A 24,411-nucleotide genomic window follows, 5' to 3' on the forward strand; every position below is an offset into this window, starting at 1 on the left:
AGTGGTTATGGGCAATCACCATGACAGCATCGCCCTCGACTGGGTTCGGGGCGAAATACAGGACACGCTGACCCAGGGTCAGCATGCACTGGAAGCGTATGTCGAAAACCGTGACGACACCGCGCGCCTGCGCTTCTGCCTGAATTACCTCCATCAGGTGCATGGCACCCTGCAGATGGTCGAGCTTTACGGCGCGGCCCTGTTGACCGAAGAGATGGAGAAGCTCACCCAGGCCGTGCTCAACGACGCCGTTGCCAACATCGACGAAGCCGTTGAAGTCCTGATGCAGGCCATCCTGCAACTGCCCCAGTACCTGGAGCACCTGGCCAGCAGCCAGGACGATTTCCCCATGGTGCTGCTGCCACTGCTGAACGACCTGCGCGCTGCCCGGGGCGAAGCCCTGCTGTCCGATACCTCATTGTTCAAGCCGGACCTGAGCCGCGCCCAGATCAAGGTCAGTGGCAAGACCTCCCAGCGCCTGCAGGATCCGAAAGTTCTCGGCCATATCCGGAAACTGCGCCAGATGTACCAGTTTGCCCTCGCCGGCGTCGTGCGCGAGGAAGGTCTGGACGCCCACTTTGATTACATGCAGAAAGTCATTCTGCGACTGACCCGGCTGTGCCAGAAAACCCCACGGGGTGAACTCTGGAAAGCGGCCAGCGCCTTTGTTGAGACCCTTCAGGCGCACGTAAACCCGGTTAATGCGGCGGTTAAATCCCTGCTGCGGGAACTGGACAGTGAAATTCGTCGGCTGACCGACGAGCACGCCGACATCCTTCAGCAACCGGCCCCGGAAGCGCTGTTCAAGCACCTGCTTTATTACGTGGCCCGCGCCCGCGATCTCGACACGCCGCAGGTCAGCGCACTTCGAAGCGAATACCTGCTGGACCAGGCGCTGCCGTCCGAGGACGATGTCGACGCCGCCCGCACCCGCGTCTCCGGTCCTGGCCGTGAAGCCATTCATTCGGTGGTGAGTGCGCTGAACGAGGAACTGGCCAAACTGAAGGATCAGCTCGATCTGTTCGTTCGAGCGGAACTGCGCCAGAACGGCGAGCTGGAAGAACTGCTTCCGGGCCTGCGCCAGGTTGCCAATACCCTCGCGGTGCTGGGTCTGGGCATTCCCCGCAAGGTTGTAACCGAGCAGATCGAACTGGTCGAAAAACTGAGCAACCAGAGCGAACTGGTTGACGACGGCACCATGATGGATATCGCCGGCGCCCTGCTCTACGTCGAGGCCAGCCTGGCCGGTCTCGACAGCGACCGCCAGTACGAATCCCGCACCGAGACCGAGGGTGACAAACCGGTCAACCTGGGCTCACGGGAATTGGGCGAAGCCAGCAGCGCCCTGCTGCGGGAATCCCGCAACACCCTTGAGCAGGTCAAGACCGCCATTGTGAATTTCATCGCCTCACAGTGGGATACCCGTGAAATCGAACACGTGCCGGGCCTGCTGCACAGCATTCGTGGCGGTCTCGGCCTGATCCCCCTGGATCGCGTCGCCGACATGCTGGAGTCCGCAGAAGGCTACGTCACCAACGTTCTGCTGGGAGGCAAACAGGTTCCCGACTGGAGACAGCTCGATACCCTGGCCGATGCCGTGACCAGCATCGAGTACTACCTTGAGCGTCTGGCCGAGGGCATCGGCGAAAACGAAACGGTGCTCAAGGTGGCCGAAGACAGCCTGGCCTCCCTCGGTTTTCCGGTTGGCGCAGAACCGACCTGGACCGAAAACGAGACCGGCGCCGACATTCCGCTCATGGAACCACCCGCCGAGCAATCCGGCCCGGTAGCGGCCGAACCGGACAAGGGTTCCGACGATGAACTCCTCGATGATGAAATCCTGTCGATCTTCGTTGAGGAAGCCGAGGAAGTCCTGGAAACCATCCACGACTTCTACCCGCAACTGCGCCAGAACCATGAAGACCGCGAGGCCCTGACTGAAGTCCGTCGCGCCTTCCACACCCTCAAGGGCAGTGGCCGGATGGTCGGCGCGACCAGCCTGGGTGAACTGGCGTGGTCCGTGGAAAACCTGCTGAACCGGGTCATCGACCAGACCATCAAACCGAACGATGACCTGTTCTCCCTGATCGACGAAGTCAATATCCGCATCCCGTCGCTGATTCGCGAATTCCGTGACGGTCAAACCGGTGGTGACGTCAGCGCCCTGATCGGACGCGCCGAAGCCATGGCCACCACCCGCCGTACCGAGAATGGCGACGCGCCGGCCGAACCTCAGCCCGCCGTCGATGCCCCGGCAGACGAAGAGACCGCGGCGGTCGAAACGCCCGAGCCAACGGCTCAGGAGCCAACCGGTCAGGAGCCAGCCGAAACGGGATCCACCGGGGACGATGACCTGATCGACGATGAAATCCTCGAGATCTTTATCGAGGAAGCAGGCGAAGTGCTCGAGACCATTCGGGAGTACCTCCCGATGCTGCTGCGCCAGCATGACGACCGCAGCGCCCTGGCCGAAGTCCGCCGCGCCTTCCACACCCTCAAGGGCAGTGGCCGGATGGTCGGCGCACTGGTTGTCGGGGAACTGGCCTGGTCGGTCGAGAACATGCTGAACCGCGTGATTGACGGCAGCATCTTCATGAACGACGACATCGCCGGCCTGCTCGACGAAGTCACCGGCGTCTTGCCGGCGCTGGTCGAGGACTTCGAAAAGCGGCGCAATCCGAGCGTGGACACCTCTGTCCTGGAAGCCCGGGCCAAGGCCCTCGCCAATGGCGAAATCCCCAACGCCAGCAGCATGCCCGCGGCCGAGAGCGATTTACCGGCGGCGTCCGCTACTAACAGCGATGACGCCAGCCCGGAGCTCGTCGACGAGGGGGGTGTCGACCCGGTTCTGCTCGATATTTTCGAGAGTGAAACCGAAACCCATCTGCAAACCCTGAAGGACTACATTGCCGCGGCCGGCGACAAGACCTCGATCTCCTACACCGACGACCTGTCACGGGCCCTGCACACCCTCAAGGGCAGCGCCCACACCGCCGGCATAGCGCCGATCGCGGCAGTCATTACGCCACTCGAGCGGTTTGTCAAAGAATCCCGTGCCCAGAACAAACGCGCCGATCAGGAAATCCTTTCCTGCATTCAGGACGCCTGTGAATTCCTGACCCAGGGCCTGGCCCAAATCCGGAAAAATCCCCAGGCTTCGCTCCCGGGTACCGACGAATTCCTGGAAAAGCTCGACCGGATATCCCAGGAAACCCTGCGCAGCTACCGGGACGATGGCGGCGATCAACAGCCCACTCTGGAAGCACCGTCGCAACTGGTTCAGCTGTTCCTGAACGAAGGCCTCGATATTGTCCTGGACGCCGACCGCATTCTCGACCAGTGGGCCAGGAACCCGGAAGAAACCGAATCACTCGGCAAGCTCCGTCAGGAACTGGCACAGCTTACCGAAGGCGCAGCCGAAGCGGGCCTGTCCGATGTGTCGGCACTCTCCGGCGCCCTGGAAGAGGCCTACAGCCGGGTTGCTGCCAGCGACAGTGCGCCCGATCAGGCGTTCTTCGACACCGTTCGTGACGCCCACGAGCAACTGATCAACATGATGGATCAGGTGGCCGCGGGGCTCGCAACCGAATCCAGCGATGAGATCCTGAGCGGCCTTGATGCCCTGAGCCCAAGCCCGGCGGAAGAAGAAGCCAAGCCTGACGCGTTTGACCAGGAGTTCACGGAGGACTTGCAGGCCATCGATCTCAGCTTTGACCTGGACGACGAGATGGAGACCGCCGAGCCAGAGGCCAAGGCGGAAGACGAGTCTTTCGAGGCACCGCCGTTGCCGGAGATCGCCGAGTCCGATGACGACGAGATGGACCAGGAGCTTGCCGAGATCTTCCTCGAAGAGGCCCGGGACCTGATCGACAGCACCGCCGACGCGCTTCAGAACTGGAGTGAGAACACCCATAACCTGGACATTCTGCGGTTGCTGCAGCGGGATCTTCACACCCTGAAAGGGGGTGCCCGCCTGGCCGATATCCCGTCGATCGGCGACCTTTCCCACGAACTGGAGACCCTGTTCGAAGGCCTGACCGAACAGCGACTGTCGATCAACGATGAACTGTCAGACCTGCTGTTCCGTTCCCACGATCGTCTCGCCGGCATGGTCGAATCGCTCGAGGCCCAGGAAACACCGCGTCCGGCACCCGATCTGATCGGAGAGATCCAGGCCTACATCAACGGTGCGACCGGCACGCGCCCGGTCACCGATGTCAGCTCGGCCGGCGTATCCGACGCCCCGGACGAGTCCGAGGAAGACCTCCAGGATGCTCCAGAACTGGAAGAGCCCGCCGGGGCCGCTGCGGAGGAACCGGAGGAGGCCGAAGGCGATGCCGAGGAAGACACCGTCGCCGATCTCTCCCACCTTGACCCGGAGCTGGTCGGCATCTTCCTCGAAGAGGCCTACGACCTGATCAACTCCACCGGCAGCGCGCTCCACAGCTGGAGCGAGGATCCGTCCGACCGGGCGGTGGCCGCCGAACTCCAGCGCGACGTTCATACCCTCAAGGGGGGTGCGCGCATGGCCGGCGTCGAGGCCATCGGCGACCTGACCCACGTACTCGAAGATCTGTTCGAGAAAGTGGCAGAAGGCCAGCTGGACGCCAGCGAAGACATGAACAATCTGCTGTTCGCATGCCACGACCGTCTGGCCCAGATGGTTGAACAGGCGGCGACCCAGAAGCCCTGCCCGCCCGCCAAGGACCTTGTCGCCAAGGTCCAGGCCATCCTGCGCGGTGAGTCCCTGGCTGAGGAACCGGTTGAGGACACACCCGAACCGGAGGCGTCACAGCCCACCATCGAGGCTACACCCGGACTGGCCGAAACCCTGGCCGGCGCCAGCGATGACGACCTGATCGGCATTTTCCTGGACGAAGGTCTCGAGATCTACGCCGCCGTCAGCGAGTGCCTTGCACAGTGGCGGGATGAACCGGATGAGTTGACCGGTGTAACCCAGCTCCAGCAGGAACTCCACACCCTCAAGGGTGGTGCCCGGTTATCGGACGTCGATCCGATTGCCGATCTGGCCGAAGCCTGGTCGGACGCCCTGGATCCGCTGATTGCAGGCTCCAATAGCCAGCAGGCTCTGCTGGCACTCAGCGACAAGGCATTGGCCTCGCTGAAGACGATGTTGACCAGCCTCGAAGACGGCAACAAGCCGGAGCAAGACTCCGCGTTGGTCGAGGCCCTGAAAACGGCCCATGACACGGCCGAGACCGAACCCGAAACGCCACAACCGGCCGCGTCGGACGAACAGGTTGACCCGGAAGTTCTGGAGATTTTCCTCGAGGAAGCGGGCGAAATCCTGGACCAGCTCGAGCAGTTGCTTGATGACTGGCGCAAGGAGCCGTCCAATCATGCTTTCAACCAGGAGGCGCAGCGGGCGCTGCATACCCTGAAGGGGGGCGCTCGCCTGTCTCAACTGACGCCGCTGGGTGACAAGGCCCATGCCTTCGAGACCCGTTTGATTGACCTGGGTGGCAACGCCCCGGACAAGAACCAGTGGCAGAGCATCACCGAAGATCACGACGCCATCATCGCCATGGTGGCCGAGATCCGGAAACGCTATGAATCCGGCGACACAGCGGCGGCACCGACCGAGCAAGCGCCGAAGCCGCAGCCGAAGGAAGAAACGCCGGCCGAGACGGCAGAGCCGGTAAAACCTGCGGCCCCGGCTCCCGCGGCCGAAGCACCGGCCGCGCCAGAACCCAAGCCGGCCCAGTCGCCAGTGAAGGCGCGCGCCAAGAGCCGGAAAAAGGCCAACGACAACCAGCGTGCGGCCCAGGAAACCATTCGGGTGTCCGCACCCCTGCTGGACGAACTGGTTAACCTCGCCGGTGAAACCAGTATTACCCGTGGCCGCCTTGAAACCCAGACCAGCGATTTTGGCCACACCCTGGACGAAATGGCGGCAACCATCGAACGTCTGCGCGAGCAGCTGCGCCGGATGGATATCGAAACCGAGGCGCAAATCCTGTTCAGCGCCGAGAAGGAACACGGCCCGGACTACGGGGACGACTTCGACCCGCTGGAAATGGACCGGTATTCGTCAATCCAGCAGTTGTCACGCGCACTGACCGAGTCCTCCTCTGACCTTGCAGACCTGAGGGAAACCCTGGCTGACCGGGTACGGGATACGGAAACCCTGCTGGTCCAGCAGTCCCGCATCAACACGGAACTGCAGGAAGGTCTGATGAAGACCCGCATGATTCCGTTCTCATCGATGGTGCCGCGACTGCGCCGTATCGTTCGCCAGATCAGCGGTGAGCTTGGCAAGAAAGTGGATTTCGATGTCCGCAACGCCGAGGGCGAAATGGACCGCAACATCCTGGAACGGATGATTGCCCCGCTGGAGCACATGCTCCGGAACGCCCTCGACCACGGCATCGAGGCGCCGGCTGACCGGAAGGCCGCCGGCAAGCCGGAAACCGGGGAAGTCGTGCTGTCTCTCACCCGCGAAGGGGGTGACGTGGTTCTGCGGATGATGGACGACGGTAAGGGCATCCCCTCCAAGGTCATTCGCGACAAGGCCATCCGCCAGGGTCTGTTGCGGGAAGACGAGGACCTCTCCGAACGTGAGATCCTGCAGTTCATCCTTCAGCCCGGCTTCTCCACCGCCCAGCAGGTGACGCAGATTTCCGGCCGGGGTGTGGGTATGGACGTGGTGGCCAGCGAGATCAAGCAGCTCGGCGGCAGCCTGGACATCGACTCCGCACTCGGACGCGGCTCCACCTTCACTGTGCGCCTGCCGTTTACGGTGTCCGTGAACCGGGCACTGATGGTGTCCACCGGCGAGGACTTCTACGCGATCCCGCTGAACACCATCGAAGGTATTGTTCGGGTCAGCACCTACGAGCTCGAAGAGTATTACAAGCCCGACGCGCCGATGTACGAATACGCCGGCCAGGAATACCGCCTGCAGTACCTCGGCAGCCTGCTGAACAGTGACCACCAGCCCAAGCTCCAGGGTCAGGTTCTACCGCTGCCGGTGATTCTGGTGCGCGGTGCCGAACAGCCCATGGCGCTGCAGGTGGACAACCTGATGGGTAGCCGGGAAATCGTGGTTAAGTCGCTCGGGCCGCAGTTCGGTTCCGTGCGTGGCGTGTCCGGTGCAACCATTCTTGGTGACGGTAACGTGGTCGTGATTCTCGACCTGCCGGCCATGATCCGTTCCGACATCCTGTCCGAACGCCAACGACTGGCCAGCCTGGAGAAAGCCCGCGAGGCGGCCCGTTACGAAGAGCAGATCACCACCGTGATGGTGGTGGACGACTCGGTAACGGTACGGAAGGTTACCTCGCGCCTGCTGGAACGCAACGGCATGGAAGTCATCCTTGCGAAAGACGGCCTGGATGCGGTGGCACAGCTTCAGGACCACAAACCGGACGTTATCCTGCTGGATATCGAGATGCCGCGGATGGATGGTTTCGAGGTGGCGAGTTTCGTGCGGCACGACGACAACCTGTCGGAAACACCCATCTGCATGATTACCTCACGAACCGGCGAGAAACACCGGGAACGGGCCATGGCCATCGGTGTGAACGAGTATCTCGGCAAGCCATTCCAGGAAACCGAGCTGCTTGAGACCATCAAACGGCTGACCGGTAACCAGTGATGGCCGGCCAATGCGGCCGGCCCAGAGTCGGGATCGTCTCGGATGTTGTCCTGCAGCGTCATCGCCTGCAGGCCGCAACGGCGAAGGTCGGTCTCGACGTCTGCTTCTCCGGGGATCCCGAACGCCTGCTGGGCTACCCGGACTTCCCGCAAGCCGGACTCTGGCTGGTTACCCTGGCGGACGAAGCCGACCACCCGGTCCTGTTCGACCACCTGCTTGAAAACACCGAAGCACCGGTACTGTTTGGCCTGGACCAGGCCCCCAAGCCCGGTGGCACCGACTACTTCCGCTGGGAGCGCCGGCTGCTTGGCAAGCTGGAGCAGCAGCTGGGCAACCTGGAGGAGCTCGATTCCGAAGCCAGCATTCAGGAGCTCGAAGAACAGCCCCCGGCGAGCCCGCCGACGGCGACGCTGCCTCACTGGATTCCCCCCGCGGCCCCCGGCTCCATCGCCGAGGAAGTCTGGATACTCGGCGCCTCGCTCGGCGGACCCGCGGCGGTCAAGACGTTTCTCGATCACCTGCCTCCGGGCCTGCCGGTCGGTTTCATCTACGCCCAACACATTGACGGCAACTTCACCGAGGTGCTGACCCGGGTGCTCGGCCGCCATGCCCATTACCAGCTCAAACGGGCGGAAGAGGGTCTTCGGGTCCATAACGGTGACGTGGTCCTGCTGCCGGTGGAGCACGAGTGGAAAATTTCCGACACCGGCGCGCTGACCGAACTCGATACCCCCTGGCCCGGCCCCTACGGCCCGTCCATCGACCAGGTGTTGCTCAACGTCGCCGACCATTACGGACGACACTGTCATGCTATCCTGTTCTCCGGCATGGGTAATGACGGCGCCATCGCTGCGCCCATGCTGAAAGCCTATGGCAGCAAGATCTGGGTCCAGGAAAGCAGCAGCTGCGGGAACAGCTCCATGCCGGACTCGGTCGCTGCCACCGGTTGCTCCACACTGTGTGGGACCCCGGAGGAACTGGCCCGGGAACTGGTCAAAACCATTGAAAAATCCTGCCTGCTCAAAGGCCGGCAGAAACGGGACTCCGCCTGAGGACACATGCAATGAAAGACAAAAGCCAGACTCTCTCCTGCGTCATGATTCCCATGAGCGAGCGGCAACTGTTACTGCCTAACGTGACCATTGCCGAAGTGGTGGATTTCGCCAGCGACGACGCCGGAGCCAACACCCCGGACTGGCTGGTGGGCTACCTGGACTGGCGTGGCCTCAAGCTCCCGGTGATTTCCTACGATGCCGCCAACGGTGGCAGCCTCAGCGTTCCGGGGGATAACCGGGGGCGTATCGTGGTGTTGAACACCATTGGCGAACACCATGAGCAGGTGCCCTTCATGGCGCTGGTGACTCAGGGCATTCCCAGCCAGACCCGCCTGACCGAAGACCAGATCCAGCGAAAAGACGGAGAGGCCGGCCCGGCCGACATCATGCAGGTGGAAGTGGACGGTGACAGCGCCTGGATTCCCAACCTCGAGTACCTGGAATCCCTGGCAAACCAGTCCCGTCCCTGAACCACCAGGGGCATGGCAGGAAAACATGGGAATGTTATAATGTTGCAAATTTCGCAGGATTCCCGCCATGTCCGCCCGCGCACTGCCCTATCGCCCGCACAATCACGACGCCTGTGTTACCCAGGCCCTGGCTGACGCCAGGGACATCTGCCAGCAACGCAGTGCACGCCTGACGCCCACCCGCGAGCGGGTGCTCGAACTGATCTGGCAGTCCCACCGCCCCCTGGGCGCTTACGACGTGTTGGCGCAACTCTCTGAAGACGGCCACAACGCCGCGCCACCCACGGTCTACCGGGCGCTGGATTTTCTGCAGCAAAACGGACTGGTGCACCGCATCGCCTCGCTCAACGCGTTCATCGGCTGTGCCCACGCCGGCGAACATCACACCGGCATGTTCCTGATCTGCCGGGCCTGCGGCAATGTGCTTGAGCTGACCGCGCCCTCCGTGTCCGGCGCCGTGCACGCGGCGGCAGCAGCCGAGGCCTTCGAACTGGATGACATCACCCTCGAGATCGCCGGCCTCTGTCCGCGGTGTCAGAAGGAGTCTGGCCATGAGTGAACTGCTGGTCACCCTGGACAACCTCACCGTGGCGTTTGACGATCGAGCCGTGGTTGATAACGTCAACCTGAAGGTGCATCGGGGCGACATACTCACCATCATCGGGCCTAACGGTGCTGGCAAAACCACGCTGATCAAAGCCGTCCTGGGCCTGCAAAAGGCCAGCCGTGGCGCCGTCAGCCTGGCCCACAAACTGGTGATTGGATACGTTCCGCAGCACCTGGCACTGGAATCGACCCTGCCCCTGAGCGTGAAGCGGTTCATGATGCTGACCGGTCGCTCGGCGTCCGAGTGCCAGGCGGCGCTGGCGAAAACCGGCGTCGGGCACTTGTTCAACGCCTCGGTGCACCACCTGTCCGGGGGCGAGAAACAGCGATTGTTACTGGCCCGGGCCCTGGTCAGGAAACCGGATCTCCTGGTGCTGGACGAACCCGCACAGGGGGTCGACATCAATGGCCAGGCCTCCCTGTACGAGCTGATCCGCCAGCTTCGGGACGAGCTCAACTGCGGCGTGATCATGATATCCCACGACCTTCACCTGGTCATGGCCGCAACCGACAGGGTGATCTGCCTGAACCAGCACATCTGCTGCAGCGGAAACCCGGCCGACATTTCCCACGATCCGGCCTTCATCGAAACCTTTGGCACCCAGGTGGCCGAGTCCCTCGCGGTTTATCACCACCATCATAATCACAGCCACGACCTTCACGGCGACGTGGTCGAGAACGATCACGTTGCGCCAACCCACGACCACCGGGAGTGCTCCGGCCATGCCCATCATTGATGCCGTCCTCGATGATTTTTTCTGGCGGGCGCTGATCGGCGGCCTGGGAGTGGCACTGGTTGCCGGGCCACTGGGCTGTTTCGTGGTCTGGCGGCGCATGGCCTATTTCGGCGACACCCTCGCGCACTCGGCGCTGCTGGGCATCGCCCTGAGCTTTTTGATCAGCGTGCCTCTGCACGTCGGCGTGGTGCTGACCTGTGTCGTGCTGGCCGTGGCCCTGGTGCTGTTCTCCCGAACCCGGGCCCTGGCCACGGATACTTTGCTGGGCATACTGGCCCACAGCGCCCTGGCCATCGGCCTGGTTACACTCAGCTTTATGCCCGATGTGCGGGTTGACCTGACCGGCCTGCTGTTCGGTGATTTGCTGGCCATGAGTCGCAACGACCTGCTGTGGATCTACGGCGGCGCCGCCGTGATCCTCACCTTGCTGGCGACCCTGTGGAATGGCCTGCTGATGAGCACCATTCACCAGGAGCTGGCGCGGGTGGAAGGCCTGCCCGTGGAGCGGCTGCGGCTGGCACTGGTGCTGATGTTCTCACTGGTGATCGCCGTCGCCATGAAGATCGTCGGGGTGCTGCTGATCACCGCCCTGCTGATCATTCCCGCCGCAACGGCGCGGCGCCTGGCCAATAACCCCGAACACATGGTGGGGCTGGCGATGGTCTTCGGTTTCGTGGCGGTGACCGGAGGGCTCAGCCTGTCCTGGTACCTGGACACTCCGGCGGGACCATCGGCGGTGGTCACCGCGTTTCTCACCTTTCTGCTCGTGTATGGGGCCGCCGGCAAGGCAAGGATCTGAGAATTTCCCTGCAGCGGCACCCTGGTCTAAAGTGAGAGGACATCACTTGATGAGCGTGGCGCGCAATCGCCATCGCTCAGGAAGGCCCGCATGGAAAGCTCAAAACCCCGTTTGCCCGGCCAGAGCAGCCTCTGGCCCGGTCTCTGGGTCCCCCTGGTCATACTGATCGCCGGGCTGACGGCGACGGCGACCATGGCACATCTCGAATCCAGCCGGGCCAGCGAACTGGCCGAGGCTCACTATCAGGCGCAACACCAGGCGCTGGTGAACCTGCTGCTGGCCCGGGTCCCAACACGGGCATCCGAGACCGCCTCGACCCAGGAATGGCTGTATTCCGTCTTTGAAGAGGCGTTGCCACCCAGCCTGGGAGTTCGCGTCGACACCCTGGCGCGGCATACCAAGCGGCCGTTGCTCCAGATCCGCACCGAGGGCTCGATTGATCCCACGCGGGCTCTTCGGACCGAGGTTAACTACGGCGATTTCAGTTGGATGCTGACCACCGTGCCGGCCCGATCCATGCTGGAACAGTCCGCCAACCGTGCGCACCGAAACGTGTGGCTGGCCGGGGGCACGCTCGCCATCATCGCGACCCTGCTGGCGCTGTTCCAGTGCCGCAGGCTTCACACCCAGTCCCTGCAGATCATGGATCTGGAACGCCGGGAAACCGGTGCCGACCAGCACATCACCAACCTTCAGGTCGAAAAATCCATACTGCGTCAGGCCCTGAATGACAGCGAACAGCGCAGCCGGGATCTGGTCGTCCTGTCCGGCGCCATCATCAGCGAACTGGACGAAATGGGCCTCATCGGTTTCATTTCCCCCCAGGCGGCCGACCTGCTGGAACGCGCACCCGCCGACCTGATCGGAGAGCCGTTCGAACGGCTGATCGAGCCCGGCTCACGGGAAAACTTCCGGCGGGCCCTCACGGCCGCGCGATCGGATCATTCCATCGAACGCATTGACCTACCCCTGCTGCACCGCGACGAGGAGACCGTGCTGGATGTCGCCATCCGGATACTGGCGCTGCAGGACCCGGTGCACGGGCTGAGCGGATACCGGATCAGCGCGCTAGCCCAGAACGGCCACTAGGCCAGCGTCTTGTGGGTGCCATCGCACAGTGGCGGCGTTCCGGTCTGCTTGCAGCCACAGAACCAGAGCCACTCCTTTTTTTCGGCGGTGTACTTTACCGGCTTGAACCCCGTGCCCTTATGGGACCCGTCGCAGAACGGCTGGTCCTGACTCCGGCCACAGGCGCACCACAGGTAGTTCTTGCCCGCCTCAACCAGAACAGAATACGGCGTGGTGCTTGCCACATGGGCTTTCTCATCACTCATAGGACCTCCCGATAAACACGATTCTGCATCCAAGGTACCCGCAGTATAGACAAATCCCTGTCGGCGACTTGCCGGAATGGCCTCAAGCGCTTACATTAACATTCCTTTTTCTGCATATATGGGAAATCAGATATACGTGGCCAACACCCTTGATTACCACCCAGTGCCCGTGTTCAAGGCACTGGGGGATGAAAACCGGCTGACCATCCTGCTGTTGATCCGGCAGCAGACCGAGCTGTGCGTGTGCGAACTCACCGCCGCCCTGAATCTGTCCCAGCCCCGGGTCAGTCGCCATCTGGCGTATCTCCGGGAGCACAACCTGTTGCAGGATGAGCGCCGGGGGCAGTGGGTGTACTATCGACTGCATCCGGAGCTGCCCGAATGGGTCCAGTCGGTACTCGACAGGTCCTCCGAGGCCTGCGCGGGCCTGCTGGCGCCCATCAGCGAGCGGCTGGATGCCCTGCCCGACCGCCCCGTCAGTGTGGACTGCAGCTGATGGGAACCTTCGAACGCTACCTCAGCCTGTGGGTGGCCCTGGCCATCGCACTCGGAATCACCACCGGCACCCTGCTACCGGGGGTGTACCACACCATCGCCAACCTAACTTACGCCCACGTGAACCTTGTGGTGGCGGTGTTCATCTGGGCCATGATCTATCCAATGATGGTTCAGGTGGATTTCACCGCCATCCGGGATGTCGGCCGCGAACCCCGGGGACTGATCCTGACCCTGTTCATCAACTGGCTGATCAAGCCGTTCACCATGGCGGCCCTGGGCTGGCTATTCTTCAAATTGCTGTTTGCGGACCTGGTGGACCCGACCACGGCCACGGAATACATCGCCGGCATGATTCTCCTCGGGGTCGCCCCCTGCACCGCGATGGTCTTCGTCTGGAGCCAGCTTACCCGGGGCAATTCCGCCTACACCCTGGTTCAGGTGTCGGTAAACGACCTCATCATGGTGTTTGCCTTTGCGCCGATTGCCGCCTTCCTGCTGGGCCTTTCCACCATTACGGTGCCCTGGGAAACCCTGTTGCTCTCGGTGGTGCTCTACGTGGTCGCGCCGCTCGTGGCCGGGGTCCTGACCCGGCGCTACCTGCTGCGCCAGGGCCAGTCGCGTCTGGACGCCTGGCTGCAACACAGCAAGCCCACCACCATCATGGGCCTGCTGGCGACCGTGGCCCTGCTGTTTGGCCTGCAGGCAGACCGGATCCTGGACAACCCGTTTGCCATTGCCCTGATCGCCGTCCCGCTGTTGATCCAGAGCTACGGCATCTTTTTCATCGCCTACTTCATGGCCCGGAGAATGAGACTGCCCCACGACATCGCCGCCCCGGCAAGCCTGATCGGCACGTCCAACTTCTTCGAGTTGGCCGTTGCCGTCGCCATCAGCCTGTTCGGACTCACCTCCGGGGCGGCCCTGGCTACGGTCGTCGGTGTTCTGGTGGAAGTCCCGGTGATGCTGTCGCTGGTCGCGTTCGCCAACCGGACCCGACGCTGGTTTCCGGCCGTCGGCTCTCCTGACACCCTTTCGACAACCCCGGAAAACGAGGGGAGGTACCCGCAATGAGCACGATCAAAGTAGGCATCAATGGCTTCGGCCGCATCGGCAGGCTCGCGCTGCGCGTGGCCTGGGAATGGCCCGACGTCGAATTCGTGGCGGTCAATGACCCCGGCGCAGACGCCGCCACCCTGGCACACCTGCTGAACTTCGACAGCGTTCATGGACGCTGGAACCAGGAGGCCGGCTTCGATGGCACCGCCCTGGTCATCAACGGCCACCGTATCCGGGTGACCCACAACCGGACCATCGGCGAAACCGACTGGTCCGGTTGCGACGTGGTCATCGAGGCCAGTGGCCATATGCGAAAGGTGGACGTGCTCCAGGCTTACCTGGACCAGGGCGTGAAACGGGTGGTGGTCACCGCCCCGGTCAAGGAAGCCGGTGCCAGGAACCTGGTGATGGGCGTAAACGACCAGTTGTTCGATCCCGCGACGGACCGGATTGTCACGGCGGCCTCCTGCACCACCAACTGCCTGGCACCAGTGGTGAAAGTGATTCACGAGAAACTCGGCATCCGCCACGGGTCCATCACCACCATCCACAGCCTGACCAACACCCAGACCATCGTCGACGCGCCCCACAAGGACCTGCGCCGGGCCCGGTCCTGCGGCAGCTCGCTGATACCGACCACCACCGGCTCGGCCACCGCCATCATCGAGATCTTTCCCGAGCTGAAGGGCCGGCTCGACGGTCACGCCGTGCGGGTTCCGCTGACCAACGCCTCCCTGACGGACTGCGTGTTCGAAGTGGACACCCCCACCGACCGGGAGACGGTCAACCAGCTTCTGAAAGAAGCGGCCGAGGGGGAACTGGAGGGCATTCTGGGCTACGAGGACCGCCCGCTGGTCTCGATTGACTACAAGACCGACCCCCGGTCCGCGATCATCGATGCCCTGTCCACGATGGTGGTCAACGGCACCCAGGTGAAGCTCTACGCCTGGTACGACAACGAGTGGGGCTACGCCAACCGCACCGCCGAACTGATGCGTAAGGTGGGCACCGCCTGATATGACCGCTGCCATCCGCCAGTACCTGGTCATCACCGGTAACTACTGGGCCTTCACCCTGACGGACGGCGCCCTGAGGATGCTGGTGGTGCTGCACTTTCACCAGCTCGGCTATGCGCCACTGGACATCGCCCTGCTCTTCGTCTTCTACGAGTTCTTCGGCGTGGTGACCAACCTGGTGGGGGGCTACCTCGGGGCGCGGATGGGGCTCAACCGCACCATGAACGTGGGCCTGTTTCTGCAGATCGCGGCGCTGGCCATGCTCGCCGTACCTGCGGCGGCGCTCACCGTTCCCTGGGTCATGGCCGCCCAGGCGCTGTCCGGGATCGCCAAGGATCTGAACAAGATGTCGGCCAAGAGCGGCATCAAGCTGCTGGTGCCGGACACCGAACAGGGCAAGCTCTACAAATGGGTCGCCGTGCTCACCGGTTCCAAGAACACCCTCAAGGGCGTCGGGTTCTTCCTGGGCGGCGTGCTGCTGATGACCGCCGGCTTCCAGGGCGCCGTCGTCGCCATGGCCGCTGCCCTGTCCCTGATCTGGCTCGCCAGTCTGTTCCTGCTGAAACGGGAACTGGGCAAGAGCAAGGCCAAACCGAAATTTACCGACCTGCTGTCCAAGAGCCGCCCGATCAACGTTCTGTCCGCCGCGCGCCTGTTCCTGTTCGGGGCCCGGGACGTCTGGTTCGTGGTCGCCCTGCCGGTATACCTGCACGCGGTGTTTGGCTGGGATTTCTGGCAGGTGGGCGGATTCATGGCGTGCTGGATCATCGGCTATGGCCTCATACAGACTCAGGCGCCCAGGCTCACCGGTGACCTGACGGGCAAGGCACCGGCCATACTCTGGGCCGCGCTGCTGGCCGTTGTGCCGGCGGGCATTGCCATCGGGCTGGGGACGTCGATTCCGCCGCAACTGACGGTGGTGGGCGGGCTGCTGCTGTTCGGCGTGCTGTTCGCCATCAATTCATCGCTGCACAGCTACCTGATTGTCAGCTACGCCCGCTCCGATGGTGTGTCCCTGGACGTGGGCTTCTACTACATGTCCAACGCTGCGGGGCGACTGCTCGGCACCCTGCTCTCGGGCTGGGTCTACCAGGTGTACGGCCTTGAGGCGTGCCTGTGGATATCCTCCGGGCTGGTGGCCCTGGCCGCCGTGCTTGCCACCGGACTGCCAGAGCGCCGCCCGGCGTCCGCCTGAACGTCAGAGCGGTCGGATCACGTCCGCCAGCTTGCCGGTGTCGGCGAGTTCCATGAACTCATCACCCAACCGGTCGCTCTCGGCAATGGCCCTGCGCCAGGCGCGCTCGCGACCGTCGTCGTCATTGACGTATTTCTCGAAATCCTTCCGGTCCGGCAGCTTGCGGTCCGGCAGGGACTCGAGGTAGTCCCGGGAAGGGGCCACCAATACGACGTCCTGCAGACGGGTAGCGTCACCCCGGCGCCAGGGCAGGGTCTTGTCAAACCAGCCCGGGACCACTTTGTCAGTGAAATGCGGATAGAGAATGACACCCGGCTGTTCGTAGGGAAGATCCAGGTGGTAGTCCAGCAGGCCCCCGTCTCGGTACACGCCTTCCGGCGCCCCGGGAATGTTTCGCACGCCCGCCATCACCATGGGAATGGAGGCCGAGGCCAGAAGGGCCGGCAACAGGTTGTCGTGCGTCAGCGCCACCTGGTGGCTGGGGAAATCGACCAGTTTCGACACCGGGGTATTCAGGCGGGCATCGTGAAGTATGCCCCGCTCCATGAACCGGCCCAGATGGCGACGGCTTACCATGTTGGCGCTGATGGCGTTCATCAGGCCCAGGCTCAAACGGCCCCTGGTGTCATGCTCCAGCATGCCGCGGCTACGCACCACGACCACGTTCAGCCGGTACCAGGGATGGTTAAGGATGAAATCCTCGCGCCCACCCAGCAGCTCTTCCAGAAACAGCACACTCTTGCGACTCACTTCGGCAGGACTCACCCCCTTGGCAAATCGCTGCGACGTGTACAGCTCCGCCAGCTTGGCAAGCTGCGCTTTCGGATTATCCGAGGACGCCACCGCAGCAAACCGCCAGCTGCCGATTGAGGAACCAATCAGCGAACGTTCCTGGGGGGCCCGGGGCAGCCAATCCCCGAAGATGGCCTTGTCCAAACCACTGATGCCGAGGGCTTTGGGCCCGCCGGCAGCGCCGGGGACGACGTGAACGTCCTCGGGGGTCAGTGGCCGGTTTTTCAGCCGCTCCAAGGCTCGGCGGCCGGCACGGATGGTAAGTGCCGGTGCCCGGGTGTGAATTGCGGTCATAACGAACTCCCTGTTTTGGTTCCGCGGAGTTTAACCAAGCGACCAAACTCCGGCCAACTGAAGAAAACTAATAGCGATCATAAATAGCGGTTTGGGCTTCAATATCAGGCCGCTCATGCTAGACTTTCGACAGTCCGGCATCGGAAGCGGACCGATTTTCTTTGGCAGCAGGAGTTTGCTGTGAGTGTACTTGCCCCGCCCAACCCACTAGCGACCAACCCCACGCTTGCCGTCCTGGGGTTCAAACGGCAGCTGGTTTTTCATCTCCACTTCTGGGCCTTTGTGGCCGTTGCGCCGCTGATCTTCGTGCAATGGTATCAGGACCACCGGCTGCTATCCGGCCTGCTGGTGCTGTTCTCTGCCAACGCGCTGCTGGTGATCGCGTTCCTGCACTACCGCAACACCTATTTCCTGCAGGGGCGCCTGTTCCCATTGCTGGCAGTGGTCTGTGCGGCCTATTCCACCACCATCAACGGACACGCCGGGCTTTACTGGGCCTATCCGGCCGCAACCGCCCTGTTTTTCCTGCTGCCCCTGCGCGAAGCCATGGTGAGCAATGTCGTGTTCGTGACCGTCATGGCCGTGGTCTCGTTCTTCAAGTTCCCTGAAGCCGATTTCTGGCGCATCACGTTCTCACTCGGCCTGACCTGCGTGTTTGCCATGGTGTTTGCCTGGCTGGTGGGCAAACTCCAACAGGAACTCACCCGGCTGGCCACCACCGATCCGCTGACCGGATGCCTGAACCGGTCCCAGCTGGCGGATATCCTCAACCATCAGATTCAGATGCGGGAGCGCTACGAGCGGGTGTCCAGCCTGATCCTGATCGACCTCGACTTCTTCAAGGTGATCAATGATCAATGGGGCCATCTGGCGGGAGACCGGGTATTGAAGGAAATGGCGGCGCGGGTTCGAAAGCGCCTTCGGGAAAGCGATCAGCTGTTCCGGATCGGCGGCGAGGAGTTCATGATCGTGCTCCCGGAAACCCGGCAGAAAGACGCCGACACCCTGGCCTATCAACTGCTGACCGGCATCGGCTCCAGCCCGTTTATGAATGACATTCGGATAACCGCAAGCGCCAGCGTGGCGGAGGTGTGCCAGGGGGAAACCTGGTCGGTCTGGCTGAACCGGGCGGACCAGGCGCTGTACGAAGCAAAGTCCCGGGGTCGCAACCAGGTGGTGAATGCCCGGCGGCCAACACCCGCAGCGGCCAATACCACCCCCGAGCTGGGCGATCCGGTGGTCGGAAGCTAGCGCCGGGCTCCCCTTACCCGACCCGCTTGCGGAAATCCCGATACGCGGTGAATACATCCCACGGGCATTCAAAGTGGGGGTAATGCCCGGTATTTCGCAGGCTGACCACATCCGGATTGGCAATCAGTTCACGATAACGCCGCGCCATGGAAGCGCCCGACACCGGGTCGGCCGTCCCGGAGATCAACCGCATCGGCTGACTTGCCTTCTGCAGCGCGCCAACCCATCGGTTGCGATGGCAGCGCCGCTCTTCCATGAACTGAATCAGGTGATGCAGGATACCCCGGCCGTTGTTGTAGGTCAGCAACTGCCAGAAGTCCTCCATGTCTTGATGATCCGGGGGATTCTGGCTGCCAAACAGGCGACGGAAATTCCGCTCGAAGGTGCGACGGGTCAAGCCCCGGCTGATCAACCCACCCAGGGGGCTGCGCAGAAGCTTCTGGATCAGCAGGGGGTTGTGAACTTCGGGAAACAGCGCGCCGTTCAGGAAACAGACGCTGGCGATGCTGAATGGCAGCACGCCTTCCTGCTCCCGGGCCAGCAATTCCTGCACCACACTGCAGCCGTAGTCGTGGGCAATCAGATGAATGGACGACAGCCCAAGACCTTCCACCCAGCCCTGCAGCAGGTCGGCCTGATCTTCGATGCTGTAGGCGTAGCCCATGGGTTTGTCGGAAAAGCCAAAGCCCAGCATGTCCAGCGCCAGCACACTGTACTGGGGCGTCAGCATCGGCCAGACCCGGCTCCAGTCCCAACTGGCCGTTGGAAAACCATGAACCAGAACCAGGGGGTCGCCTTGCCCCGCCATACGACTGAATATGGCGTGTCCCCCGTAGCTGAACCACTTGCCTCCCTGCTGCCAACCCTCAAGGGTGCCCGATTCGCGACCAGCAGACACGGCGTTTCGAGCATCGGCAATCACCTGTTCCATCCTTTATCCCCGGCGACTTATCCAACCCCTGACTGTAAAACAATCCAGCGCTGCCTGCCATAGCCGTCCTGCAGTGCTCAAGCGGCACCAGAGCAAAGTGGTCTTTTCCCGGGTCACAATCGTAAAGCGTAGAGATGACGGGCAAATTGCCTTAAGCTTTGGCCCTCGTAAGATACAGCAGACCGGAATTGACTATGACCAAACTCCTTGATGACCTCGCGGGCCACTACAGCGCCATAATTAACGGACTGGGCGAAGACACCGGGCGCGAAGGTCTGCAGGACACACCGATGCGAGCTGCCAAAGCGATGCAGTTCCTCACCCAGGGCTACCAGCAAAGCCTCGACGACCTGGTGAACAACGCCGTGTTCGAGTCCGCCATGGATGAAATGGTGGTGGTTCAGGACATCGAACTCTACAGCATGTGCGAACACCATATGTTGCCGTTCATCGGCAAGTGCCACATCGCGTACCTGCCCCAGGGCCGGGTGCTGGGCCTGTCCAAGTTTGCCCGCATCGTCGACATGTATGCCCGCCGGTTGCAGATCCAGGAAAACCTGACCCGCCAGATTGCCGAGGCCATCGAGAGCGTCACCAACGCCAAGGGCGTCGCCGTGGTCATAGAGGCCCAGCACATGTGCATGATGATGCGCGGTGTGGAAAAACAGAACTCGCGGATGAAGACCTCAATGATGCTGGGACAGTTCCGCAAGTCCCAGGCAACCCGCACCGAGTTCCTCAATCTGATTGGCAACAACCGCTGATCCACCCCGGATAACGGAGGCGCTATGACAGACGTAATCGGGCATCACCAGGCTCGGGTTCGCATCAAGGATCTATTGCTGCGTGCCTACATCGGCATCAAGGATGAAGAGATCAACAACCAGCAGGACGTGTTGATCAACGTGTGCCTGACCTACGACGCCACCGATGCCATCAACGAGAACGAAATCTCGGCGGCACTGAACTACCGGACCATCACCAAGCAGATCATCCACCATGTCGACGGCAACCGGTTTGCCCTGCTCGAGCGCCTGACCCACGAGGTGCTGAGCATTGTCATGGAACACGAGGCCGTTCGGTGGGCCCAGGTGGAAATCGACAAGCCCCACGCGCTACGCTATGCCGAGTCCGTGTCTGTTTGCCTTGAGGCGCATCGTTAAACCAACCAGGTGATTCCCGTCCATGCCCAGCAACTCCCCGGAACAACTGCGAGCCATTCTGGAAAGTGTCCGTTCCATCGCGCTCGTGGGCGCCAGCGAGAAAACCAATCGCCCCTCCCATGAGGTGATGGCGTTCCTGCAACACCAGGGCTACCGGGTGATCCCGGTCAACCCCCGGCTGGCCGGAAAACAGCTGCTTGGCGAAACCGTGTACGCCGATCTGGCCTCTTTGCCAGAACCGGTGGACATGGCGGAGTTGTTCCTGGCCCCGGAGCGCACGGATGCGGTGATTGACGCCGCCATTGAGCAGCGTATTCCAGTGATCTGGCTACAGGTCGGCGTGATCAACGAAGCCGGCGTCGCCCGCGCCGAGTCGGCGGGCCTGACCACGGTCATGGATCGCTGCCCCAAACAGGAAATCCCCCGCCTGGGCATTCCTCCGGTCCACGCCTGAATCCGAAAGCACAAAAAACGAGAACCAGTTCACACCTGGACGTGTCGGCGATGACTCCAGGTACCGGTCTGCCATAATCGGCTGAAATGACGAAAAGGCTGGTAGTGCCCGGCACCCTGATGGAGCTCGATACCCGTGAGATTGCCCGTGGGGTAGCCAGCCACGTGGGCCGAAATCTCGAGACCGGATGAAAATCCTGCTGGATGCCTCGAAAATTCCCGTAACTCCCCGTATTGTTGACCTTGCAGGGACGCCCGAAGACGGCGCCATTAGGCCGGACATCGCAACCCCATTGCCCGAAGGAGCCTATGGCGTCTCACTGGGTAGCCGGATCCAGCAGTTAGTGGGCGGCCCTGGAAAAATTCATTCATAATCACCAACTCCCGGCCGATACTCGGGCAGGGCAAACGACATTTTTGGAGAGCAGTGTGGAAAAACCGGAACCAGCCACCAACATCGTTGTGCGGGGTCTACTCCACCCCGGGTTCCCGGTAGCCATTTTCCTGGTTTTTCTCGGCCTCGCAGCCGGCCTGTATTACGGCCTGGCACAACAGGGCACCCGGCAGATTGAGGCCAATCTTGCGAACGAGGCCCGGGCCATGGCCAACAGCCTGGAGCGTGAATTCATCATTCACGCCGAGGCCATCCAGCGTATGGCCCAGCGACTGGAGGCCTCACCAGGCACTACCGAAGCCGTCTGGCGCAAAGACGCACGGCACTACCTCGAGGATTTCGGGGTTTACCAGGCCGTTGAGTGGATCGATCGTGACTTCATCATTCGCTGGCTGGAACCCTACTCCGGCAACGCGGAGGTCATCGGCTTCAACGTCGCCTTCTCCGACCAGCGGCGGGCAGCACTCGAAACCGCCCGCGAATCGGGCCAATTCGACATTTCGGGCATCATCGACCTGCGCCAGGGCGGCAAGGGCCTGGTGATCTACGCGCCGGTGGGCACCGGGGCGGACAACAACGGTTTTATTGCCGGTGTGTTCCGGATGGAGGTCCTCGCCCGCCAGCTGCTCACCAGCCGGGTCAAGGAATCCTTCAGCATCGAGATACTGAACAACGGAGAGGTTCGCTACGAACTCAACGATTCCGGTACCGCCAACACTACTTTCTCCCATACCGAACCGGTGCAACTGCCGACCCTCAACTGGTCGTTCGTTCTGCACCCGACCACGGAGTGGGTCCAGAACCAGCGCAGTGCGTGGCCGCAACTGACCCTGGCATCACTGGTGCTGATGGGGCTGCTCACCAGCCTGACCACTCTGCTGGTCCAGCTCATTCTCAAACGCAACCAGGCCCTGCTGAAAACCCGCCGGCAACTTGACCGGGAAATTGACCAGCGGAAAACGATTCAACAGGACCTCGCCCGCCTGGAATCCACCGACACCCTGACCGGCCTCGCCAATCGGCGCTTCTTCATGGAGGACCTGGCCCACACCCTGAACATCGCCGACCGTCAGAGCCGGCAGGTCGCGCTGGTGATGCTGGATCTCGACCGCTTCCAGATGCTGAACGACTCCCTGGGCCACCAGTTCGGTGACGAACTGCTGATCAAGGTGTCCGAGCGCCTGAACAGCCTCAGCAACGAGCGCATCCTGGTGGCCTACTCCGGGGGTGACGAATTCATGCTGTGCCAACAGCAGGTGGAAGACATCGACGACATCATCCACCTGCTGGGCCAGGTCAAGCAGTGCTTTGCCGAACCCTTCGAGGTGCAGGGCGAGGCCCACGGGGTCACCGCCACCATGGGCGTAGCCGTGTATCCTCAGAGTGGCCTGGACGCCGACACCCTGCTGCGCAATGCGGATGTTGCCCTGTATCGCGCGAAGGAGCAGGGCCGGAATACCTACCAGTTCTACACCGAAGGCATGCAGGACCGGGAAGTGATGCGGCTGGAACTGGACAAGGACCTGAGCCAGGCCCTGGCCCACAACGAGTTCGTGCTCCACTTCCAGCCGCAGCTGGACCTCGACAGCTCCGAGATCAACAGCGTCGAGGCGCTGATCCGCTGGCAACACCCCCGCCGCGGCCTACTGCCGCCGGTGGACTTCATCCCGCTCGCCGAGGAAAGCGGCCGCATCACCGACATCGGCCGCTGGGTGGTCATGGCCGCCTGCCGGCAACTGGCCAAGTGGCAGGGCACCGCCTTTGAACACCTCCGGATCGCCGTGAACCTCTCGGGCCGGGAACTGGACGATGACGAACTGGTGGATCATATCCGGGAAGCGCTGGAAGCCGAGAACGTGCCGGCCGATCGCCTGGAAGTGGAACTGACCGAAGAGATCTTCATCCAGAACATCGAACGCAACCTGACCCAGCTGTCACGCCTGCACCAGTTGGGCGTGCACCTGGCCATCGACGATTTCGGGGTGGGCTATTCCTCCCTGGGATACCTGCGGGATTTCCCGGTGGACCTGCTTAAGATCGACCGTTCCTTCATCACCGAAGTCACCGAACGCCACGACGACGCCGTGATCACCCGCGCGGTGATCAACCTTGCCCACAACCTGGGCATCCAGGTCGTGGCCGAGGGCGTGGAAACCGAGGAACAGCTGGCCTTCCTGAAGAACCACCGCTGCAATCTCGCCCAGGGCTACCTGATCAGCCGGCCGATTCCCGCCGCCGAGCTGGAACGGGCCATGGCGGAGGGCCTGCTGGTGACCCGACCGACCGTGGATTCCGAATTGTAAAAACGGCCCGCCATCCCCATCATACGAACTGGATTCCACGGGCGAGTTGATATGGCTTCGAAATACCTAACCCCTGAACAGGACAGCATCATCCGGCGCTGGGAGCGCTGGAACCGGAATTACTTCATTGCGGCCTTCCTGGCGCTGACCGTCATCCTGGTGTTCAGCAGCCAGCTGGGGCTGTCCAGCGGCAACAGCTGGGGCCCCCTGGGTGTCCTGATTGCCCTGATCGTCACCCCCATCATCGTGCTCCAGCTCAAACTGGCCTGCCCGGCCTGTGGCCACAAGATCGGCTGGCAGGCCAAGCTGATGGCGCCGGACCAGTGCAGTACCTGTGGGACGTTTTTGCGGGCGAAAGAGTCCGTGCAGCGGTAACAACCGCAATTTTCTTCAATACCCAGCGCAGGACCCCGGGCACACTTCAAGCTCCTGATCCAACGAGAGCC

General features: G+C 62.4%; 20 protein-coding genes. 17 read left to right on the forward strand and 3 right to left on the reverse strand.

All coding sequences use genetic code 11. The annotated features are described in order from the left end of the window. The first annotated feature begins 7 nt into the window (after positions 1–7). The 7 genes from KXD86_RS10405 (at position 8) to KXD86_RS10435 (ending at position 12,374) form a co-directional block, all read left to right on the forward strand. Positions 8–7,618 carry an Hpt domain-containing protein gene (locus tag KXD86_RS10405; RefSeq protein ID WP_218635952.1) on the forward strand — a complete coding sequence of 2,537 codons (7,611 nt, stop codon included), beginning with the start codon at positions 8–10 and terminating at the stop codon, positions 7,616–7,618. Beyond that, positions 7,618–8,670, forward strand: a complete 1,053-nt coding sequence (locus KXD86_RS10410; protein WP_218635953.1) for a chemotaxis protein CheB — start codon at positions 7,618–7,620, stop codon at positions 8,668–8,670. Before KXD86_RS10405 ends, KXD86_RS10410 begins: the two co-directional genes overlap by 1 nt. A gap of 11 nt (positions 8,671–8,681) precedes the next feature. After that, complete coding sequence (locus tag KXD86_RS10415; protein WP_218635954.1) at positions 8,682–9,143, forward strand: chemotaxis protein CheW; 462 nt, start codon at positions 8,682–8,684, stop codon at positions 9,141–9,143. A gap of 67 nt (positions 9,144–9,210) precedes the next feature. Beyond that, complete coding sequence (locus KXD86_RS10420) at positions 9,211–9,702, forward strand: Fur family transcriptional regulator (RefSeq protein WP_218635955.1); 492 nt, start codon at positions 9,211–9,213, stop codon at positions 9,700–9,702. Next, on the forward strand, positions 9,695–10,486 hold the full coding sequence (gene znuC, locus KXD86_RS10425; protein ID WP_218635956.1) for a zinc ABC transporter ATP-binding protein ZnuC: 792 nt from the start codon (positions 9,695–9,697) through the stop codon (positions 10,484–10,486). Before KXD86_RS10420 ends, znuC begins: the two co-directional genes overlap by 8 nt. Continuing rightward, positions 10,473–11,285 carry an iron chelate uptake ABC transporter family permease subunit gene (locus tag KXD86_RS10430; protein WP_218635957.1) on the forward strand — a complete coding sequence of 271 codons (813 nt, stop codon included), beginning with the start codon at positions 10,473–10,475 and terminating at the stop codon, positions 11,283–11,285. Before znuC ends, KXD86_RS10430 begins: the two co-directional genes overlap by 14 nt. Positions 11,286–11,375: 90 nt before the next feature. Then, on the forward strand, positions 11,376–12,374 hold the full coding sequence (locus KXD86_RS10435; RefSeq protein WP_218635958.1) for a PAS domain-containing protein: 999 nt from the start codon (positions 11,376–11,378) through the stop codon (positions 12,372–12,374). Here KXD86_RS10435 and KXD86_RS10440 read toward each other — a convergent pair. Beyond that, positions 12,371–12,619, reverse strand: coding sequence for a CDGSH iron-sulfur domain-containing protein (locus KXD86_RS10440; protein ID WP_218635959.1), 249 nt, complete (start codon positions 12,617–12,619; stop codon positions 12,371–12,373). The two genes, KXD86_RS10435 and KXD86_RS10440, sit on opposite strands and share 4 nt — an antisense overlap. A gap of 136 nt (positions 12,620–12,755) precedes the next feature. Between KXD86_RS10440 and KXD86_RS10445 the strand changes: the two genes are divergently transcribed. The 4 genes from KXD86_RS10445 to arsJ are packed head-to-tail and all read left to right on the forward strand — an operon-like array spanning position 12,756 to position 16,384. Beyond that, a complete protein-coding gene (locus KXD86_RS10445; RefSeq protein WP_312846276.1) occupies positions 12,756–13,115 on the forward strand; it encodes a metalloregulator ArsR/SmtB family transcription factor in 360 nt (119 codons plus the stop codon). Beyond that, on the forward strand, positions 13,115–14,188 hold the full coding sequence (gene arsB / locus KXD86_RS10450; protein WP_218635961.1) for an ACR3 family arsenite efflux transporter: 1,074 nt from the start codon (positions 13,115–13,117) through the stop codon (positions 14,186–14,188). The genes KXD86_RS10445 and arsB overlap by 1 nt, the downstream gene beginning before the upstream one ends. After that, positions 14,185–15,189 (forward strand): ArsJ-associated glyceraldehyde-3-phosphate dehydrogenase, encoded by a 1,005-nt coding sequence (locus KXD86_RS10455; RefSeq protein ID WP_218635962.1) that lies wholly within the window; start codon positions 14,185–14,187, stop codon positions 15,187–15,189. The genes arsB and KXD86_RS10455 overlap by 4 nt, the downstream gene beginning before the upstream one ends. A 1-nt stretch (position 15,190) precedes the next feature. Beyond that, positions 15,191–16,384 (forward strand): organoarsenical effux MFS transporter ArsJ, encoded by a 1,194-nt coding sequence (arsJ, locus tag KXD86_RS10460; protein WP_218635963.1) that lies wholly within the window; start codon positions 15,191–15,193, stop codon positions 16,382–16,384. Between the two features lie 3 nt (positions 16,385–16,387). Here the strand turns inward: arsJ and KXD86_RS10465 are convergent, their stop codons facing one another. After that, positions 16,388–17,470 carry a patatin-like phospholipase family protein gene (locus KXD86_RS10465; RefSeq protein ID WP_218635964.1) on the reverse strand — a complete coding sequence of 361 codons (1,083 nt, stop codon included), beginning with the start codon at positions 17,468–17,470 and terminating at the stop codon, positions 16,388–16,390. A gap of 180 nt (positions 17,471–17,650) precedes the next feature. Here KXD86_RS10465 and KXD86_RS10470 point away from each other — a divergent pair, with 180 nt between their 5' ends. Further along, positions 17,651–18,721: a GGDEF domain-containing protein gene (locus tag KXD86_RS10470; RefSeq protein ID WP_218635965.1), complete on the forward strand. Its 1,071-nt coding sequence runs from the start codon at positions 17,651–17,653 to the stop codon at positions 18,719–18,721. Between the two features lie 13 nt (positions 18,722–18,734). On the opposite strand, the gene KXD86_RS10475 is transcribed toward KXD86_RS10470, so the two are convergent. After that, positions 18,735–19,652 (reverse strand): alpha/beta fold hydrolase, encoded by a 918-nt coding sequence (locus tag KXD86_RS10475; protein WP_218635966.1) that lies wholly within the window; start codon positions 19,650–19,652, stop codon positions 18,735–18,737. Positions 19,653–19,846: 194 nt separating this feature from the next. On the opposite strand from KXD86_RS10475, the gene folE reads away from it, so the two are divergent. The 5 genes from folE (at position 19,847) to KXD86_RS10500 (ending at position 24,340) form a co-directional block, all read left to right on the forward strand. Beyond that, positions 19,847–20,416: a GTP cyclohydrolase I FolE gene (gene folE, locus KXD86_RS10480; protein WP_218635967.1), complete on the forward strand. Its 570-nt coding sequence runs from the start codon at positions 19,847–19,849 to the stop codon at positions 20,414–20,416. A 24-nt stretch (positions 20,417–20,440) separates the two neighbouring features. Continuing rightward, the gene (gene folX, locus KXD86_RS10485) at positions 20,441–20,815 is read left to right on the forward strand and encodes a dihydroneopterin triphosphate 2'-epimerase (protein ID WP_218635968.1); all 375 of its coding nucleotides are present in this window, start codon (positions 20,441–20,443) and stop codon (positions 20,813–20,815) included. Positions 20,816–20,837: 22 nt separating this feature from the next. After that, positions 20,838–21,269 carry a CoA-binding protein gene (locus tag KXD86_RS10490; RefSeq protein ID WP_218635969.1) on the forward strand — a complete coding sequence of 144 codons (432 nt, stop codon included), beginning with the start codon at positions 20,838–20,840 and terminating at the stop codon, positions 21,267–21,269. 428 nt (positions 21,270–21,697) lie between these two features. Next, positions 21,698–23,965, forward strand: coding sequence for a putative bifunctional diguanylate cyclase/phosphodiesterase (locus tag KXD86_RS10495; protein WP_218635970.1), 2,268 nt, complete (start codon positions 21,698–21,700; stop codon positions 23,963–23,965). A gap of 51 nt (positions 23,966–24,016) precedes the next feature. Beyond that, complete coding sequence (locus tag KXD86_RS10500) at positions 24,017–24,340, forward strand: hypothetical protein (RefSeq protein ID WP_218635971.1); 324 nt, start codon at positions 24,017–24,019, stop codon at positions 24,338–24,340. Positions 24,341–24,411: the final 71 nt, after the last annotated feature.

Origin of the sequence: Marinobacter arenosus (assembly GCF_019264345.1) — a bacterium.
GTDB lineage: Bacteria > Pseudomonadota > Gammaproteobacteria > Pseudomonadales > Oleiphilaceae > Marinobacter > Marinobacter arenosus.